Origin of the sequence: Bacillus sp. ATD (assembly GCF_050585765.1) — a bacterium.
Taxonomy (GTDB): domain Bacteria; phylum Bacillota; class Bacilli; order Bacillales; family Bacillaceae; genus Bacillus; species Bacillus stercoris.
In genome coordinates this window covers 421,840-438,887 of record NZ_JBOBQH010000002.1, presented here as the reverse complement: position 1 = coordinate 438,887, position 17,048 = coordinate 421,840, and the positions used below count along the sequence as shown (strand labels likewise).

The following is a 17,048-nucleotide window of genomic DNA, read 5'->3' as shown; positions in this document are numbered from 1 at the left end:
TCTTACATGTTAGCTAATTCAGATACGTTTGACAAATGTTTAAGCACGTTTGCTGTTTTCTTTTTCATCCACTATAATATAAACGCTATCTAATGGAAGGAAAAGGGGTTTTGTGTGATGCTTGGAGAAATTAGATTAAAAAACATATTTTTCATTTTAATCGGAGCGGCAATTTTTTCATTTGGCTTGGTTCATTTCAATATGCAAAACAATCTGGCTGAGGGCGGTTTTACAGGTATTACACTTTTGCTTTATGCTCTTTTCCACATCAGCCCCTCTATCTCGAACCTGGTGTTAAACATTCCGATTTTTTTTATTGGCTGGCGTTTGCTCGGCAGGACAATGTTTGTTTATACCCTTGTCGGCACTGTGGCCTTGTCTTTGTTCCTCAGCATCTTTCAGCGATATGAAATCCATATGCCCCTTCAGCACGACTTAGCGCTCGCCGCTTTATTTGCCGGCGTATTCATCGGAGCCGGACTGGGAATTATTTTCAAGTTCGGCGGTACGACAGGCGGTGTTGATATCATCGCACGTTTAGTGAATAAGTATTTTGGAATCCCGATGGGCAGAACGATGTTTGCTTTCGATGCCTGCGTCATCATTTTGTCTTTGCTTACTTACCTCTCCTATAAAGAAGCGATGTATACGCTGGTAGCTGTATTTGTAGCGGCAAGATTAATCGATTTTATTCAGGAAGGCGGCTACGCTGCTAAAGGCGCTACGATCATCTCTTCGAAAAACGACCTGATTCAGAAAAAGATCCTTGAAGAAATGGAACGGGGCGTCACCATTTTGAAAGGACAAGGTTCCTACACAAAAGAGGATATAGATGTACTTTATTGTGTGGTGCCGAAAAACGAATTGGTGATGCTGAAAAGCGTGATTAACTCCATTGACCCTCATGCCTTTGTAGCCGTAAGCGATGTCCACGATGTGCTCGGAGAAGGATTTACGCTTGATGAAAATAAAAATCCGCTTCCACGCTGACATGTAATAGAAAAAAGGCGGCTGACCGCCGCCCCTCATCCTTATTTAGGGTAGTCCCGTTTTTTCAGCTTGTTTTTTTCCGCCTTGTACTTTCTGTAGCCGACATAGGTGAGAGCTGTAATGATGATACTGCCGGTTGTAATCATCACCCACAGTAAAGACGGATCGGCATCATCCTCCTCCGCCCTGTCAAACAAATTTTTCAAGTCATGCTGAAGAAGGGAAAGCCGTTCAAGCTTCGTGCTCTCTGTCATTTGTTGAAATTCCCCTTGTTCAATAACATCTATATGTTTTCCGACTGTTTCAAGCTTTTCCTCTGATACATCGATTGTAAGACTTGGGTAAATCAAATCATATAAACTAATAAATTCATTCCATTTTTCATGGAAGCTAGTGCTTTCATTCTTTTGGACATCTCGCTTCAGCTCAGTAAAGGCTTCCATAATCGGTTTTTCCAGTGAACCCCAAAGCGGGTCAGACCGGTTGTCAACCGCATCCATCAGCATTCTGAACTGCGCGGCTGCTCTGAGTTTTTGCGTGTCTGATGTATCAGCCTGCTTTAAACTTCGAACCATATCATTATAGCCCAGTGTGATTTGACGGATTTGGGCTCCTGTTAGCATGGAATCTTGCTGTTTTTTCTCAGCGGATTTTAATGTTTTCTCAAAATAACCCAGGACTTGCAGCGCCTCTTCATATTTCGACTGACGGGTCATTTGAAAGACCGTATCGGATAAATCATTCAATTCCTCGAGGCTTCCCCGCTCTGCAGCCTTGGCATTTCCATTATAAAAAATAAGAGCAATCAACAAACAGATCGTCAGCTTTCGTTTCATGCAGGTCCCTCCCACTCTCTCTCCTTACAGAATATGAAGAAAGGGACAAGGATAGACCAACATTGTCTTCACATCAGCTCAAGCTTCGTTTGCTTTTTCGAGATCACAAGGAAGTAAGCAAGCCCGATTGAAAAGATGCTTAGCCAAAATGTTCCGTACCCTATTTCAGTCATATAATTAGAAAGCATAGAGTACTGCGGCATCATATTAAACAAGTAGTCAATGACATCGTTATGCAGTGTCCAGACTGCAGCAATTGCAAGATGCCAAAATGAAAAACGAAAATACGGACTGTATAATACGCCTTGCACTGCCATTGCAAAATGCGAAGCAATTAGCATGTAGCCCTCCCAAGGCAAGTCACCAGTTACTGCAAGCACAAGAAAATTCATAGCGACCGCCCATAGGCCATACTTTACGAGGGTAACTAGCGCAAGCGCTTCAAAGAGCGGAGCATTCCGTTTCATGATAAAGGCAAGCAGCACAAACAGAAAGAAAAACGTTGCTGTCGGACTATCTGGAACAAAAATCAGGAAACGGGCCGGTGTCTCTAGGAGCTGCGGCAAGTACCAATAGTAGCCGTAAACCGTTCCCAGAAAATTAATGGCTAAGACAAGAATAAGCATCGGCCGCTGTCCTAATACATATTGAAACCATTTCACATCAAATCAACTCTCAGTCTGTAAAAATAATGTGTCCATATAAAAAAGCTGACGCCGGGTCAGCTTTTGATAATAAAAGTATATCCTTCCATTTGACAATTCACAATACGTTATTTTGCGGTTGTTTCAGAAATAAATTTCGCAAGTTCTTCGAGCTGCTTATCATTTCCTTTGAACACACCCGCCGGCATTTTGCCTTTCCCTTCTACTGCGATCTTTTTGATTTCTTCCGGTTTCAGCCCGCTGTCAACCAATGAAGGTCCAGCCGCTCCTCCCTGAAGGTTATCCCCATGGCAAGAAATACAGCCTTGTTCCTTAAAAATCTTATATCCTTCTGTATTGGTGTCAATGTCGGCCTCTTTTGTGATTTTCCCCTGTTCCTCTGCCTTGGCCCAGTCATGAGTAGCCACTGACTGCCACGTCAAAAATACAGCTGCGGAAATGGCCAGAAGCATCATACCGACAGCGACCGGACGCTTCCACGGCCTTCTTTCTGTCCCTCTGTCTAGGAATGGAGCCAAAAGCAGGGCCCCAAAAGCGAGACCTGGCATAATCATGGCGCCGACCACTGTAAAGCTTCCGGCGGCGTATTCATACTTCAACAGCTGGTATAAGAAAAGAAAATACCAATCCGGCAGCGGAATATAACCAGTATCAGTCGGGTCCGCCATCCGCTCCAAAGGCGGCTGATGCACAATCGTCAAAACAAGAAAACCGATGAGAAAGACAGCTCCAACCATCCATTCCTTTAACAAGAAATTTGGCCAGAAAGCCTCTGTTTTACCGGGATACTCCGAATAATCCTTCGGTATATTCGGCTTTTTTTCAGCCGGTATCCTTGAGTCGCCTACAAATTTCATCCCTTTGCCCCGGTGCATGTCATTCCCTCCCTTTTATTCGCAGATCAAGAGTTTAAAGCGGTCCTGAAATCCCCTGCTTCCGGATCATAATAAAATGTGCTGCCATCAGCCCGAACAATGCGGCAGGAAGAAAGAATACATGGATCGCAAAAAACCTAGTCAGCGTTTGGGCGCCTACAATATCCGGATGCCCTGCAAGGAGCGTTTTAACTTGCGTCCCGATCAAAGGTGTGGCTTCGGCGATCTGCAGCCCGACTTTTGTTGCAAACAGTGCCTTCATATCCCAAGGAAGCAAGTAGCCTGTAAAACCAAGACCGAGCATGACAAAAAAGATCAGCACACCGACAATCCAGTTCAGCTCGCGCGGCTTTTTGTACGCGCCTTGGAAAAAGACCCTCAGCGTATGTAAAAACATCATCACAATGACCAAGCTCGCACCCCAATGGTGCATCCCCCTGACAATCTGGCCGAATGCCACTTCATTTTGCAAATAATATACCGATTCCCAGGCATTTTTGATATCAGGCACATAATACATCGTTAAAAACATTCCAGATAATACTTGGATAACGGTTACAAAAAACGTCAGTCCCCCAAAGCAATACACAAACGCAGAGAAATGATGGGCGGGATTCACATGTTCCGGTACTTCGTGATCGGCAATATCCCTCCACATCGGTGTAATATCAAGCCGCTCATCTACCCAGTCATAAATTTTGTTCAGCATGTCACCCTTCCCCCTTAGGCTTTGCTTTTCCAAGATACAGGAAGCCGTCTTTTACTTCTTGCTCGTAATGATCAAGAGGCGAAAGCGGCGGCGTGCCAGGGACATTGGTGCCGTCCTTTTCATAGAGTCCGTAATGGCATGGACAAAAGAATTTATTCGGGTTTTTAGGATCACTATTCCAGTTCACCGTACACCCTAAATGTTTACAAATTGGCGAAAGTGCTACAATTTCATCCCCGTTTTTGAAGACCCAGGCTGATCTTGACTCTTCGGACTCATACCAGGCATCGACTTGATTAATTTTGAAATCAAAGCGCTGCGGCTCTTTTGTCAACTCATCAACGCTGACAACCTGAACCATGTCCTGCTTCCCTGTCGATTTTAATACCGGGTCGAGTGCAAAGCGAACCATAGGCATGAGCATACTAGCCGCCATAAAACCTCCTACGCCTGTGAGCGTATAATTCAAAAATTGACGTCTGGATATATCATGTTTTCCGCCCATCTCTTCTCCCCCCTCTAGGTCACCCCTGCAAACTGACTAAAATAGAAAATATTGCAATAACTCTAGACACCCTCATAATATATGAATCTCTCAGCAAGGTCAATATAGCCAAAATATTGTTTATGAGGAAATGTAAGTGTTTTTATGAAGTGCTCCATAACTGTAACAAAACGTTCAAAATTTCAGCAGTGCGTTCATCCAATATTTTTCTTTTTAAAGAGTCATTTAAATGCTCTAATGGAACAGACGGTGTAACAATCATTTTGCCTAACGTATCCTCAGTTCTCCAATTTTCGTCAGATGTGAGCAGGACAACATGCGGAAATTCCGTTAGCAGCTCTTCCCGCAAATCCTTAAGCCCTTGAACGGTTATGTCATTTCTATCAACATATGTATAAGGAGGCAGTAAATATACCCGTCCCTTTAACTGCCTTTCCAATTCCTCTGAGAGAAGCTGTGTAAACTCGCCTTTCTCCGCCGCCATTTTAAAATGGTTATCCACCTTTATGTTAATTAATGGAATGACAGCGGTATCAATGTAATCCTTAGCTTGTAAATAGTCCTTGGCATCAGTGATTCTCCACCTCATTGTTCTCCCCCTTTACGGCAACAAGCCTTGCAATACGCTGCAAGGCTGGTCATATTATGTGAGCTGATTCAATTGGCGCGATAATTGTTCAAATGCTTCTTTATCATGACGATCTAACGCGTCGTCAATGTCTTTTAATAATTTTTCTCTTTGGAATGTGGAAATGGCGTGCTCCAAAATCTGTTCCGCCAACCCCTGGTCTTTTTTATTCTCAAAAAGATCTTTCGGCATATGCGGATTGGACTCCAGCACCGCCGCATACTCAGGTGAGCTGTAGGCCGAACGGAAATTAAGCTGGATAAACAAATCCTGCTGTTTATTTAATCTAATATCATGAAAAGATTTTTCCGCGTCGGTAGTCATGACATTCTCTTTATAGAACCGAAACGGAACTTCTTCAACACAATGTGTTGACATTATAATGCCTCTCGGGCAAAATTCGGCCTGCTCCACAAAATGAACCTTCTCCATGAGAGAATCATGGCTCATTAAGTAGTTCAAGATCCAAACGCACTCTCGGCGCTTTAATTGATAATGGTTTAAAAACCAACGGATAAAATCCTTTTTCTCATTGACAGAAACAGGGGTCTGCATGTAATTCCCTCCTCTATCGTTCGTATAATCTATATACTTATATGTTCCACATGAACGGTTAATATTCCTGCTTATCTCGAAAATTCATCCTCGATTCGCAAAATCGTTTCTTCCAGCTCTTCATTGGCTCCATCCATTTCAAGAACCTTTTTCAAAAGCGGCAGCGCTTCTTTTTGAAGGCCTTCTTCTAATAGGAAGCTTGCGTATTCATATAAGAAATCTCTATCCTCCCGGTAATGAAGATAGGCAGCCTCAAAGGATTGTTTTGCTTCATCGTATTGCTCTAATTCAGTATATGCGCTTGCAAGATACCAATTGTATTTCGGATCTTCTTCACCGTAGCTGCGAACCTCTTGAATAAGATCAATGATCTGTTCATAATCCTCTTCTTTATGATACACGGCAAGAAGTGTATGAAGGGCTTCGACGAATCCCGGATCAAGCGCAAGCGCCTCCTGAAGCAGCTTTTTCCCCTCTTCTGACTTCCCGATTTTCAGGGCCATTTTAGCGGCATAAAGGAAAAGTTCTTTGTTATATTCATCAAATCTGATACCCTCTTTTGCCGTTTTTAATGCCTCTTCATACATTCCTTCAGCCTCATAGCTTTTTGAGAGCGGCATATACAGTGAAGAATAAGATGGATCAAGCTCCTTTAAATCAGACAGCTGCTTAATAGCCGTTTTTACAAGGCCCGCCTGTAAGGCTGTAAACCCATAGCCGAAAATCGTATTAGGATCAGGACTCTCATCAACAGCTTTCTCGTACCATGGAATGGCATCCTCAAATTCACCTGAGGCACTTAACGATTCTGCCAGTCTTTGATGGACATTAACGCCTCCGATCTCACTCTTCTCCTCAGCCGTTGTTTTAAAATATTGAACCGCTTTTGCATAGGCTCCCTGAGTAAAGTAAAGTTCCCCCAGTGCAAAATCAATAACGGGTTCATTGGCCAGAATGGACTTTGCCTGTAAAAGCTTTTGTTCACTGACTTCGAATAATCCCTGCATCTGATAAAGATCCGCCATAAGCAGCAAACTTTCCGGATATGATGGATCTGTTTCCGGAATAGTCTCCAGCACAGCAAGAGCTTTTTCTTCTTCGTCAATATCTATTAAAAGTTCAGCGTAGAAATTCGTCAGTTCTGTTTCATTTGGGTATAAATCATGTAAATCACTAATCAGTGAAATGGCTTTTTCTACATCGCCCCACTCGTAATAAAGCTGGGCTGCAATCGCTTTATCTTCATCATGCAGCTTTTTTTCGGCTTTCGAGAGCGTATTGAGACCTTTTTCTGTTTCACCTGCTTCAACTAATTTTATGGCTTCTTGAATTAATGTATTCAAATCGGACCGGTCCTTTCTTTTCCTATACAACATCAACCATACAAAAAAGCTTTATTTGTTCGGGTTAATCTTATCTTAATTCAGACGAATGCCCCCGGCAAATAAGATGCTTGCTGTACGGAAGGAAATTATTGAGTCTTATTAGTTTACCAAAAGATCTTGAGATAGAAAATGAAAAAAAGGAAGATCGCCCTCTGTACAGTAAAGCAGCTCTTTGACCTGCCGGCTTGTCAGTAAAGCGCATCCCCCCTTTTCGTTTTTCTTTCCTCTCTATAAGACAAGCTATGTTTTTTTGCCTCGAATTATGATTCTTCCAGTCAATCTGCAAAAAAAATCCTGAAGTAAAACTTCAGGATTTTTTGGAAAGCTTATTTAAATGTTCGAAGAAGGTTGGATAAGAAACGTGAATGGCATCCGTGTGCTCGATGTCAATCGGCTCCTCTGTTATACAGGAAGCAATACCAAGCATCATTCCGATTCGATGATCTCCGTGGCTGGACACTGCTGCGCCGCCTTTCAGCGTTTGTTTGCCATAAACCTTCATTCCATCTGCTGTCGGTTCAATTTCAGCACCTAGCTTGCGAAGTTCAGAAACAACAGTGTCAATGCGGTTTGTTTCTTTCACTTTAAGCTCTGCCGCGTCCTTAATAACGGTCGTTCCTTCCGCCTGAGTCGCAAGAAGCGCGATGATAGGGATTTCATCAATTAAACGCGGAATGATATCTCCTCCGATTTCAACTGCTTTGAGAGATGACGTTTCTATAATCAAATCTCCATAAGGCTCTGCACTGCTGTCAGCAGATGGTTTGATTTCAAGTTTTGCCCCCATGTTTTGAAGGACGTCAATAATACCTGTCCGAGTCGGATTTAACCCAACGTTTTTCAATACAATTCTGCTGTTTGGAATCATCGCGCCAGCAGCAAGGAAAAACGCGGCTGAAGAAATGTCTCCAGGAACAAAAATATCAGCAGCTGTGAGTTTCTGGCCTCCATCAATGGAAACACTTGTTTGATCTTCAGAAAGCTTAACGCCAAAAGCAGAGAGCATCCGCTCAGTGTGGTCGCGGGATTTATGGGGCTCTGTGACAGTTGTTGTGCCCGTAGCCTGTAATCCGGCGAGCAAAACGGCAGATTTAATTTGCGCGCTTGCAACAGGTGATACATAATCAATGCCTTTTAATGAGGCCCCGCTCACTGACAGCGGTGTAAATTCTCCGCCGGCTCTGCCGTCGATTTTAGCCCCCATTTTTTTCAAAGGCTCAGTAACACGCTTCATTGGGCGCTTCGCAATGCTCTCATCTCCGGCTACCGCGCTGTAAAAAGGGCGCCCCGCCAATATTCCGAGCATCAGGCGAATTGTTGTACCTGAATTTCCGACATCCAAAAGGCTTTCTGGCTCTTTCAGGGCATCGATTCCTTTTCCGTGAATCACGACATCGCTGCCGCTTTGCTCAATTTGAACACCCATTTTTCTAAAGCAATCGATTGTGCTTAGACAATCTGCTCCCGGCAGAAAGTTTTTAACTGTTGTTGTGCCTGTCGCTAGCGCGCCAAACATAACAGAGCGGTGAGAAATGGATTTATCACCGGGAATATGTATTTCTCCGTGTAAAGCCTGCACCTTTTCTTGTTTCATTTTTTCCACCTCAATCAGCATAAAAAGTTTCATATTCCGCCCGGGCTTCAATGCATTGTTCTGCCCGTTTGCGGTCGTCATCAGACTGAAAACTGATCCTTAAAATCCCGTTAATATCCTCTCGCGTTTCAATAATGCGGATATTCGTGATGCTGATGCGCTCCGCAGCTAAGATCGCCGTTATCTCGGATATCACACCCGGATGATCGGGAACATCCACGTATAAATCATAAAATGCCGGTATCGCTCCCTTCTGCCGAAGCGGCAGCCCGTCGCGATAATCCTTAGCTGTTTTAAAATAACGAAATAGATTTTCTGCATCTTCTTGTTCTACATATGTACGGATCTTGTCAATTTCACGAATCCACTCATCAAAACGATCCAAAATTTTATCTTTATTATGTAGCAGAATATCCCGCCACATGGCCGGGCTGCTCGATGCAATCCTTGTAATATCTCTGAACCCGCCGGCAGCAAAACGCTTAACAAGCGGATAAAGGTCTTCCGAATGATGAGTTTGGTGAACAAGGCTTGCTGCAACAATATGCGGAAAATGACTAATAACACTCGTGACGCCATCATGTTCCTCTGGTGACATTTCCACAAAATGGGCATTTGTCCCCTTCAGCAGGTTTTTCAATTGTTTTACCGCTCGTCTATCCGTTTTCTGGCTTGGTGTTAAAATATAAAATGCATTTTCAAATAGGAATTCTTTCGCAGCGGCCACCCCTGATTTATGTGAACCCGCCATCGGATGCCCTCCGACAAATTGGTAGCGGCTAGGCAGCACTTGATCAGCATAATCAACCACTTTTTGCTTTGTGCTTCCCACATCCGTAATCAAAAGCTCGTGTTCAATTCCTGAATGAGCCAGCTCTTCAAGCATAACCAGCGTTTGTTCGACTGGTGTCGCAATGATGACTGTAGACGACTCTTTCGCACCGCTAATAAACGAATCAGCACGATCGTCTATCACACCTAACTTTAATGCGGCAACCGCCTGTTCATCAGAGATGTCGATTCCGATAATCCGTTTGCCGGGATGATTTTTTTTGATCGCTAGCGCAATCGAACCGCCTATCAATCCGAGACCGGCGAGCAATATTGTATCTTTCATTTGATTCATACGTCATCACCTGGTTTATAGACTAAAGAGGTGACATTTGATCACCTCTTATAAAATTTCAGCTAAAATGGCAAGTATTTCTTCGTTTTGCTCTTTTGTTCCGATCGTAATCCGGAGTGATGTCGGGAAACCTAACGCATTTCCTGACCGGACGATATAGCCTTTTTCAAGCAGAGCCTGAAACAGTTCATCAGCAGGGCGTTTAAAGTCCATTAACACAAAATTTGTCTGTGAAGAGTAGCACTTTAAACCATGAGTCTTCGCAAAATCATAATACTGCTGAAGGCCTGCATTATTTTGCTCGACACAGGAAGCAATAAACGCTTGATCATCAAGCGCTGCGATCGCCGCAGCCTGGCCCAGACGGCTCGTATTAAACGGCTCTCTCGCCGGCTCAATCTGGCGAATCAGGTTCTCGTCAGCAATTCCGTAGCCGACTCTGAGCGCTGCCAGACCATATGCTTTTGAAAATGTGCGCAAAATCATCAAATTGGAATACTTGCTTAAGAGCGGCACGGTTTCCGGGAAATCCTCGGCTGTTACATATTCATAATATGCTTCGTCAAGGACGACAAGGACACGTGAAGGAACGCGCTCCAGAAATGCGAGTAATTCTCCTTCAGATGTATAAGTGCCAGTCGGATTATTCGGGCTGCATATCCAAACGACTTGTGTCTGTTCGTCGATCGCTTCTAACATGGCGTCTAGATCATGTGAGCCGTCAGGACGAAGTGCGATTTCACGTACTTCAGCACCTTCAATGACCGCATTATGTTTATATTGCGGAAAAGTGGGGGCAGCAGTTACCGTGTTTGTTTTATCGTTTAAAAATGCCCGACAAATGATTTGAATGATTTCATCAGAACCGTTGCCGAAAATAAGTGATGTTTCGCTGACATTGAGGTGCTTACTGAGCCTTGTCCGCAAAGCGGCGCTATACCCGTCTGGGTAAAGGGCAAGCTGTTGAATCTCATGATGAAGCGCCTCTTTTGCAGCCTCCGAACAGCCGTACGGATTCTCGTTTGAAGCAAGCTTCACAACTTTATCCAAGCCATATTCTGATTTCACTGCTTCGATCGGCTTACCAGGCTGATAAGGCTTCAGCTGTTTTAAATGTTCTTTGATACGCAAATCAGTCACCTCATTTTAAACTGTACAAGCCGCCAAACGCCATTGCGTACTCCTCAAATTCCTGGAGCGCTTGTTTTCTCTTTTCAGCGCTGGTGAGCCGGTCCTTTAATTCTTCTATCTTTCTGACGAGCGCACTTCCCACTACGACACCGTCACAAATTTCATTCATCTTTAGGACCTGTTCACGGTTTGATATACCGAACCCTACAGCGACCGGAACAGTGCTGAGATCCTTCACAGCCCGAATGAACGGGTACACGGATGAATTGAACTCATTGCGGACACCGGTCACACCCAGAGAAGATACACAGTAGACGAAGCCCTCGGCTTGTTCAATAATGGTTTTCAAACGGCTTTCACTTGTCGGCGCAACCAAAGAAATATACGTCACCTCATGGCTTTTACATTCCTCTTGAAGGCTGGCGCTTTCTTCTAGTGGCAGATCCGGAACAAGCAGACCGTCAATATGATTTTCCCGCAGTAAAGCGAAAAAGTATTCTTTGTTCAATTGTAACACAGGATTATAATACGTAAAGAGGATAATCGGAATATTCACTCCGTTTTTTTTCATTTCTCCGCCTAATTGGATTGCCTTTACGATATTCATTCCTTGATCAAGCGCCCGCTTTGAAGCCCGCTGTATCACCGGGCCGTCTGCAAGCGGGTCAGAGTATGGAACACCAAGCTCCAGTGCTGTGGCGCCTGCTTTTTGGAGAGACTTCGCCAGTTCAATCGAAACCTCAGGCACTGGATCGCCAGCCGTAATAAACGGGATAAACAATTTTTCTGATGGTTGAAGATCTAATTTAAACATGGGCTTTCACCTCATTTTCCAATACATTCATTAATGTGTTGACATCCTTATCTCCCCGTCCTGATAAACAAACGAGAATGATTTGACCGCGATCCATTCCTTTGGCGAGTTTGAATGCCTTCGCTAACGCATGGGCAGATTCGATTGCCGGCAAAATCCCCTCTTTTTCTGACAAGAGCTTTAATGCATTCACCGCTTCTTCATCTGTGATACTGTCATAAGTGACACGGCCGCTCTTATGCAAGTAAGCGTGCTCCGGACCGATCCCCGGATAGTCGAGACCTGCTGAAATAGAGTAAGGCTCAATTATCTGCCCGAACTCATCCTGAATGAGATATGTCAATGAACCGTGAATAACCCCTACGGTACCTTTCGAAATAGTAGCGGCATGAAGAGGAGTATCTATTCCTTTTCCTGCAGCTTCAGCTCCGATCAGTTCAACATCTTCGTTTAAAAATGCCTGAAACATACCCATCGCATTGCTTCCTCCGCCTACACATGCCACTACTTTATCAGGCAGAGCGCCTTCAATACGTTTCAGCTGATCCTTCGCTTCCTCTCCGATCATTTTTTGAAATTCGCGGACCACTTGCGGATAAGGGTGCGGACCGACAACCGATCCAATCATGTAAAAATGATCCTCGCAATGCTGAACCCAGTAACGGATCGCCTCATTTGTAGCATCCTTCAATGTTCCGTTCCCGCTTGTTACAGGCACTACTTCCGCACCAAGAAGCTTCATGCGAAAAACGTTCAGAGACTGGCGGGCAACATCCTCTTCGCCCATAAACACAATGCACGAAAAACCGAATTTGGCTGCGACTGTTGCAGCGGCAACGCCGTGCTGTCCGGCGCCCGTTTCAGCAATGATTTTCGTTTTGCCCATTTTTTTAGCAAGCAGCGCTTGGCCTAACGCATTATTGATTTTATGGGAACCTGTATGGTTTAAATCTTCTCGTTTCAAATAGATTTTCGCGCCGCCTAAGTATTCAGTGACTCGATCAGCATATGTTAATGCAGTCGGCCGTCCGGAATAGTCCTTTAACAGCTTATAATATTCTTCACGAAAAACAGGATCATCCTTGATTTGTTTAAATGCTGTCTCTATTTCATCTAACGGCTGCATGAGTGTTTCCGGAACAAACTTCCCGCCAAAATCACCGTATCTGCCTATTTCATTCGGATATGGATACATATCGGTTCATCCTTTCTTCTAAAAGCCTCATCAGATTTTTATCTTTTTGCCCGTTTTTTTCAATTCCGCTGGCAAGGTCAATTCCTGCCGGCTGCCATTTCAATAGGCCTGTGACGCTATCCGGATTCACCCCGCCAGCGATAAAGCAGCGTTTACCAATCACCGCCCGCTGATATTCCGGCACACAATCCCATGAAAATGCAACACCAGTTCCGCCTCTAGCCCCTTTTACAGATGAATCAATCACAAAGCCGTCCACATTATCTATAAAGCGGGTTATTTCTTGAGTTGTATTATGATGGTGGTGAAGCGCCTTCCAGATTTCACAATCTGTCAGCTTGCGAAGCGCATCAGCCACCGCCGGGTTTTCATCACCATGAAGTTGAATGACGTCAAGCTTCAATTCCTTGGCAATGCGTGACATCCTCTCTATTGATTCATTAACAAAAACACCTGCAACTTTTTTTTCGACACGAACCTGGTTCAGCCACTTTTTCACATCTTGCGGAGATACTTTTCGTTTGCTTTCAGCAAATATAAAGCCAAGATAGTCAGCCTGTGATTGCGCCGCAAGCTGCAAATCCTTTAGTGACCGAATACCGCAATATTTTAATGCCGGTTTCTCCACAACCTCACTCCCCAAACAAAGCATGGATTGCTTTTCGCTGAGAAGTTTGTCTCATCAATGATTCACCGATAAGTACAGCTCGCGCCCCATGTTCGTTGACAAATGTTAAATGTTCTAAAGAACCGATTCCGCTTTCGCTGACAAGCAGAGATTCTTTCGGAACGAGAGATGCGATTTGTTCTGTCTGCTTTACAGATGTTTCAAACGTCTTTAGGTTTCGGTTATTTACACCGAGAATATCAGGTGTGAACACTTTCAATATTTGTTCTAGCGTTGATGCATCATGAACCTCCACTAACACGTCCATCCCCTTTTCGCCTGCTTCAAGATATAATTCATAGAGGTGTAAAGGGTCAAGCACCTCGCCGATTAACAATATGGCATCCGCACCGATTCTTCTTGATTCCTCCACTTGAAGAGAATCAATAATAAAATCTTTTCTGAGTACAGGAATCGAAACAGCGCGCTTTACATCTGATAAATAGCTGTTTTCCCCTTGAAAAAACGGGGTGTCTGTTAAAACGGAAAGCGCATCTGCCTTCGCAGCTTCATAGTCTTTTGCAATCCGCACAGGGACAAAATCCTCTTTAATCAGCCCTTTTGACGGTGATGCTTTCTTCACTTCGGCAATCAGCCCGATAAACCGATTCGGGCTTGCCAACGCATCTTTAAATGAACGTTTTTCGAAAGGCTGCTCTACCGGCAGAACCAGTGTTTTCACTTCTTCTTTCTTTTGTTTGATGATATTTTCAAGCATAGATCTCTTCCTCTTTCTGTTTTAGTCGTTCAAGCTGCGCAGCAGCGCCTCCGCTTGTAATCGTCTCTAACGCCAGCTCCGTTCCTTCCTTCAGTGAGTCGGTAATTCCCGCCGTGTAAATCGCAGCACCCGCATTAAAAGCCGTTATAGATAAAGCGGAACTGCTGCTTTTATTTTCAAAAATATTCTGAATGAGACAAGCGCTCTCTTTCGGTGACTGCACCTGTAAATCTTCAAGTCTGCCATTTGCGAAACCAAAATCTTCGGGTGAAACCGTATATTCCCGGCGCTCTCCATCCTTTAATTCAATCACGTCAGTCGGTGCTGTAATTGAAAGCTCATCTAAACCGTCACGGCTTGATACGAACATGACATGCTTCGGCTGAAATGACTCTAGTGCGCTTGCCATCAGTCCAGCTTTTTCAACGGAATAGACCCCGATCACCTGACGCTGCGCCTGCAAAGGATTGCTTAGCGGTCCGAGCAGGTTAAATACCGTTCTGAAACCTAGCTCTTTTCTAGTACCTGCTACATGTTTCATAGACGAATGATAAAGCGGCGCAAATAGAAATCCCATGTTGTTTGTTTCAATGCTTGTTTTGACCTTCTCAGGAGTAGTTTGAATTGAAACCTCTAGCTCCTCTAAAACATCAGCGCTTCCGCTTTTAGAAGAGACAGAGCGATTGCCATGCTTAGCGATTTTCGCGCCAGCTGCCGAGGCAACAATTGCCGATGCCGTTGAGATATTAAAAGTGGAAATACCGTCTCCCCCGGTTCCGCATGTATCAACGACATCAGGAAGCCCATCGACTGTAAGAGCGTGTGCCCGCATTGCCTTCATAAAACCCGTAAGCTCTTCTGGTGTCTCTCCCCGATGGGCAAGAATAGACAATATACCGCCCATTTCAGAAGGAGTCATTTCCGCTGCCATCATCATATTCATCAGCGCTTCAGCCTCACCGGCTGAAAGGGTTTTTCCGTCAACGCACAATTGTAGAAATTTGTTCATCAGCTTTATCCTCCTTGCTATGAAACATGTCTTCTGCAATATGAATCGTTTTCAGCAGCGCACCGGCTTTATTACAGCTTTCTTCGTATTCGGTTTCCGGGACAGAATCAGCAACAATGCCGGCACCTGCCTGTATCGATGCAACACCGTTCTTTACACTCATCGTGCGAATCGTAATACAAGAGTCGATATTCCCGTCAAACCCAATGTAGGCAATACACCCTCCGTATGTCTCTCTCGGTGTTGGTTCGAGCTCTTGCAAAAGCTGCATGGCACGAATTTTAGGTGCTCCTGTTAAAGTCCCCGCCGGGAAAGCAGACATCAGTGCATCAACGGGATGAACCCCTTTTTTCAGTTGGCCTGTAACCACCGAGATAATGTGCATGACATGTGAAAAGGAGACAATTTTTGTGAACTCCGGCACAGAAACAGACCCATACTCTGCTACTCTGCCGATATCGTTTCGTGCAAGATCAACGAGCATGTAATGCTCCGCCTTTTCTTTTTCATCCTTCATCAGTTCAACTTTCAGTCTCTCATCTTCGGTTTTGTCTGCACCGCGTTTTCTCGTACCGGCAATCGGATGGATTTCCAAGTGCCCGTCCTGAACGTGAATTAACCGTTCCGGAGAACTGCCAACTATTTCTCTGTCTTGCAGTTTCATATAATACATATACGGAGAAGGATTGACGATCCTAAGCACTCGGTATAACTCAAAAGCATCTGCTTTTATCGGAACCTCAAATTTTTGTGACAAAACGCCCTGAAAGATATCTCCTGCTTTTATATAGCCTTTGATTTTTTCTACATCAGCCATAAAAGCCGATTTTTCATAATTAGAAGATACTGTCTCAAAGCTGGGTGTCTTGTATGAATCAACAGAGAGAAACAGCTCTTTTATGTTTTTTTGGTCCATCATTTTTTCGATGAGATGTTGGAGCTCTTGATGATTTTGATGGAACACATCAATTTTTTCGTTTTCTGTTTCCTCTCCATTGAGCCTTGCATACTGGATAAAGTGGACGTTTTTGGTTTCATGATCATACGCAATTAATGTCCGGCAAACAAACAGCATACACTTTTCCATTTCTGTTTCTTTTGTATGCGAAGGAACAGAAGGCTCAATCAGCGGGATCATATCATAACTTAAGTACCCGACAGCCCCGCCGACAAAAGGAATGCCAAGCTCAGGTGTTTTGATTTTGTATGTGGCATTCATCCAGTTCAGTACGTCCTTTAGTTCATTTCCCGTGTAAAGAGATTTGCTGTCCTGATCAACGGCTGCAAATCGGTACTGTTCTTCTTTAATTGTGAGAAATGGATTCAGACCGATAAACGAATATCTTGACCAAGCTGATGTATCGTCCTTGCTTTCAAGAAGATACGTAATCTCCCTATCGAGCTTCTCTATCATTTGAATTGGTGTCAGTGTATCGACTGTGAAGGTCTCCACAATCGGTATCGTGTGGTGGGACAAGCTGTCCTCTAAAAATGCGGAAATGTTTGATTGGAAATTCAATGTTCTCACTCCTTATGGCAAGGAGAATGAGAAGATGGCATGAGAGGATAAAATATTATATAACAAATAAACCCAAAAGAAAGACTTCTTTTGGGTAGAATAAACATACATGTCTCAGCTCAACTAA

18 protein-coding genes are annotated in these 17,048 nt (G+C 44.0%); 1 reads left to right on the top strand and 17 read right to left on the bottom strand.

Translation table 11 applies throughout. The annotated features are described in order from the left end of the window. Positions 1-117: 117 nt before the first annotated feature. Positions 118-990: a YitT family protein gene (locus ACQXR1_RS06855; protein ID WP_003230635.1), complete on the top strand. Its 873-nt coding sequence runs from the start codon at positions 118-120 to the stop codon at positions 988-990. A 41-nt stretch (positions 991-1,031) separates the two neighbouring features. Here ACQXR1_RS06855 and ypjB read toward each other — a convergent pair whose 3' ends face one another. From ypjB to trpE, 17 genes are all read right to left on the bottom strand, one after another. Further along, on the bottom strand, positions 1,032-1,826 hold the full coding sequence (gene ypjB, locus ACQXR1_RS06850) for a sporulation protein YpjB (protein WP_071578019.1): 795 nt from the start codon (positions 1,824-1,826) through the stop codon (positions 1,032-1,034). Positions 1,827-1,894: 68 nt separating this feature from the next. Further along, on the bottom strand, positions 1,895-2,488 hold the full coding sequence (locus tag ACQXR1_RS06845) for a DUF1405 domain-containing protein (protein WP_227098716.1): 594 nt from the start codon (positions 2,486-2,488) through the stop codon (positions 1,895-1,897). A 110-nt stretch (positions 2,489-2,598) separates the two neighbouring features. Beyond that, positions 2,599-3,366: a menaquinol-cytochrome c reductase cytochrome b/c subunit gene (locus tag ACQXR1_RS06840; protein WP_071580473.1), complete on the bottom strand. Its 768-nt coding sequence runs from the start codon at positions 3,364-3,366 to the stop codon at positions 2,599-2,601. 34 nt (positions 3,367-3,400) lie between these two features. Continuing rightward, the gene (qcrB, locus tag ACQXR1_RS06835) at positions 3,401-4,075 is read right to left on the bottom strand and encodes a menaquinol-cytochrome c reductase cytochrome b subunit (RefSeq protein ID WP_003225560.1); all 675 of its coding nucleotides are present in this window, start codon (positions 4,073-4,075) and stop codon (positions 3,401-3,403) included. Position 4,076: 1 nt separating this feature from the next. Beyond that, entirely contained in the window at positions 4,077-4,580 is a 504-nt protein-coding gene (locus tag ACQXR1_RS06830; protein WP_004398062.1) for a ubiquinol-cytochrome c reductase iron-sulfur subunit, read from the bottom strand. A gap of 142 nt (positions 4,581-4,722) precedes the next feature. Continuing rightward, positions 4,723-5,169, bottom strand: a complete 447-nt coding sequence (locus tag ACQXR1_RS06825; protein WP_014664396.1) for a YpiF family protein — start codon at positions 5,167-5,169, stop codon at positions 4,723-4,725. A 54-nt stretch (positions 5,170-5,223) separates the two neighbouring features. Continuing rightward, positions 5,224-5,763, bottom strand: coding sequence for a ReoY family proteolytic degradation factor (locus ACQXR1_RS06820; protein ID WP_014664397.1), 540 nt, complete (start codon positions 5,761-5,763; stop codon positions 5,224-5,226). A gap of 71 nt (positions 5,764-5,834) precedes the next feature. After that, on the bottom strand, positions 5,835-7,106 hold the full coding sequence (locus tag ACQXR1_RS06815; RefSeq protein ID WP_430771889.1) for a tetratricopeptide repeat protein: 1,272 nt from the start codon (positions 7,104-7,106) through the stop codon (positions 5,835-5,837). 349 nt (positions 7,107-7,455) lie between these two features. Continuing rightward, on the bottom strand, positions 7,456-8,742 hold the full coding sequence (aroA, locus tag ACQXR1_RS06810) for a 3-phosphoshikimate 1-carboxyvinyltransferase (RefSeq protein ID WP_430771888.1): 1,287 nt from the start codon (positions 8,740-8,742) through the stop codon (positions 7,456-7,458). Between the two features lie 10 nt (positions 8,743-8,752). Continuing rightward, positions 8,753-9,868, bottom strand: coding sequence for a prephenate dehydrogenase (locus tag ACQXR1_RS06805; RefSeq protein ID WP_430771887.1), 1,116 nt, complete (start codon positions 9,866-9,868; stop codon positions 8,753-8,755). Between the two features lie 48 nt (positions 9,869-9,916). Continuing rightward, positions 9,917-10,999: a histidinol-phosphate transaminase gene (hisC, locus tag ACQXR1_RS06800; RefSeq protein ID WP_430771886.1), complete on the bottom strand. Its 1,083-nt coding sequence runs from the start codon at positions 10,997-10,999 to the stop codon at positions 9,917-9,919. A 10-nt stretch (positions 11,000-11,009) separates the two neighbouring features. Then, entirely contained in the window at positions 11,010-11,813 is an 804-nt protein-coding gene (trpA, locus tag ACQXR1_RS06795; protein ID WP_151257365.1) for a tryptophan synthase subunit alpha, read from the bottom strand. After that, positions 11,806-13,008 carry a tryptophan synthase subunit beta gene (gene trpB, locus ACQXR1_RS06790; protein WP_069149786.1) on the bottom strand — a complete coding sequence of 401 codons (1,203 nt, stop codon included), beginning with the start codon at positions 13,006-13,008 and terminating at the stop codon, positions 11,806-11,808. The genes trpA and trpB overlap by 8 nt, the downstream gene beginning before the upstream one ends. After that, positions 12,989-13,636: a phosphoribosylanthranilate isomerase gene (locus ACQXR1_RS06785; protein WP_040082773.1), complete on the bottom strand. Its 648-nt coding sequence runs from the start codon at positions 13,634-13,636 to the stop codon at positions 12,989-12,991. Before ACQXR1_RS06785 ends, trpB begins: the two co-directional genes overlap by 20 nt. Positions 13,637-13,640: 4 nt before the next feature. Next, positions 13,641-14,393, bottom strand: coding sequence for an indole-3-glycerol phosphate synthase TrpC (trpC, locus tag ACQXR1_RS06780; RefSeq protein WP_040082771.1), 753 nt, complete (start codon positions 14,391-14,393; stop codon positions 13,641-13,643). Continuing rightward, positions 14,386-15,402 (bottom strand): anthranilate phosphoribosyltransferase, encoded by a 1,017-nt coding sequence (trpD, locus tag ACQXR1_RS06775; RefSeq protein WP_243572291.1) that lies wholly within the window; start codon positions 15,400-15,402, stop codon positions 14,386-14,388. The genes trpC and trpD overlap by 8 nt, the downstream gene beginning before the upstream one ends. Then, positions 15,374-16,921, bottom strand: a complete 1,548-nt coding sequence (gene trpE, locus ACQXR1_RS06770) for an anthranilate synthase component I (RefSeq protein WP_430771885.1) — start codon at positions 16,919-16,921, stop codon at positions 15,374-15,376. The genes trpD and trpE overlap by 29 nt, the downstream gene beginning before the upstream one ends. Between the last annotated feature and the right edge of the window lie 127 nt (positions 16,922-17,048).

What these genes read in the sequence shown, in the direction of transcription:
- ACQXR1_RS06820 (WP_014664397.1), bottom strand. Translation starts at nt 5,763, where the DNA reads ATGCAGACCCCTGTTTCTGTCAATGAGAAAAAGGATTTTATCCGTTGG.
- trpD (WP_243572291.1), bottom strand. Translation starts at nt 15,402, where the DNA reads ATGAACAAATTTCTACAATTGTGCGTTGACGGAAAAACCCTTTCAGCC.
- ACQXR1_RS06825 (WP_014664396.1), bottom strand. Translation starts at nt 5,169, where the DNA reads ATGAGGTGGAGAATCACTGATGCCAAGGACTATTTACAAGCTAAGGAT.
- ACQXR1_RS06830 (WP_004398062.1), bottom strand. Translation starts at nt 4,580, where the DNA reads ATGGGCGGAAAACATGATATATCCAGACGTCAATTTTTGAATTATACG.
- trpA (WP_151257365.1), bottom strand. Translation starts at nt 11,813, where the DNA reads ATGTTTAAATTAGATCTTCAACCATCAGAAAAATTGTTTATCCCGTTT.
- aroA (WP_430771888.1), bottom strand. Translation starts at nt 8,742, where the DNA reads ATGAAACAAGAAAAGGTGCAGGCTTTACACGGAGAAATACATATTCCC.
- ypjB (WP_071578019.1), bottom strand. Translation starts at nt 1,826, where the DNA reads ATGAAACGAAAGCTGACGATCTGTTTGTTGATTGCTCTTATTTTTTAT.
- trpC (WP_040082771.1), bottom strand. Translation starts at nt 14,393, where the DNA reads ATGCTTGAAAATATCATCAAACAAAAGAAAGAAGAAGTGAAAACACTG.
- trpB (WP_069149786.1), bottom strand. Translation starts at nt 13,008, where the DNA reads ATGTATCCATATCCGAATGAAATAGGCAGATACGGTGATTTTGGCGGG.
- ACQXR1_RS06855 (WP_003230635.1), top strand. Translation starts at nt 118, where the DNA reads ATGCTTGGAGAAATTAGATTAAAAAACATATTTTTCATTTTAATCGGA.
- ACQXR1_RS06840 (WP_071580473.1), bottom strand. Translation starts at nt 3,366, where the DNA reads ATGCACCGGGGCAAAGGGATGAAATTTGTAGGCGACTCAAGGATACCG.
- qcrB (WP_003225560.1), bottom strand. Translation starts at nt 4,075, where the DNA reads ATGCTGAACAAAATTTATGACTGGGTAGATGAGCGGCTTGATATTACA.
- ACQXR1_RS06805 (WP_430771887.1), bottom strand. Translation starts at nt 9,868, where the DNA reads ATGAATCAAATGAAAGATACAATATTGCTCGCCGGTCTCGGATTGATA.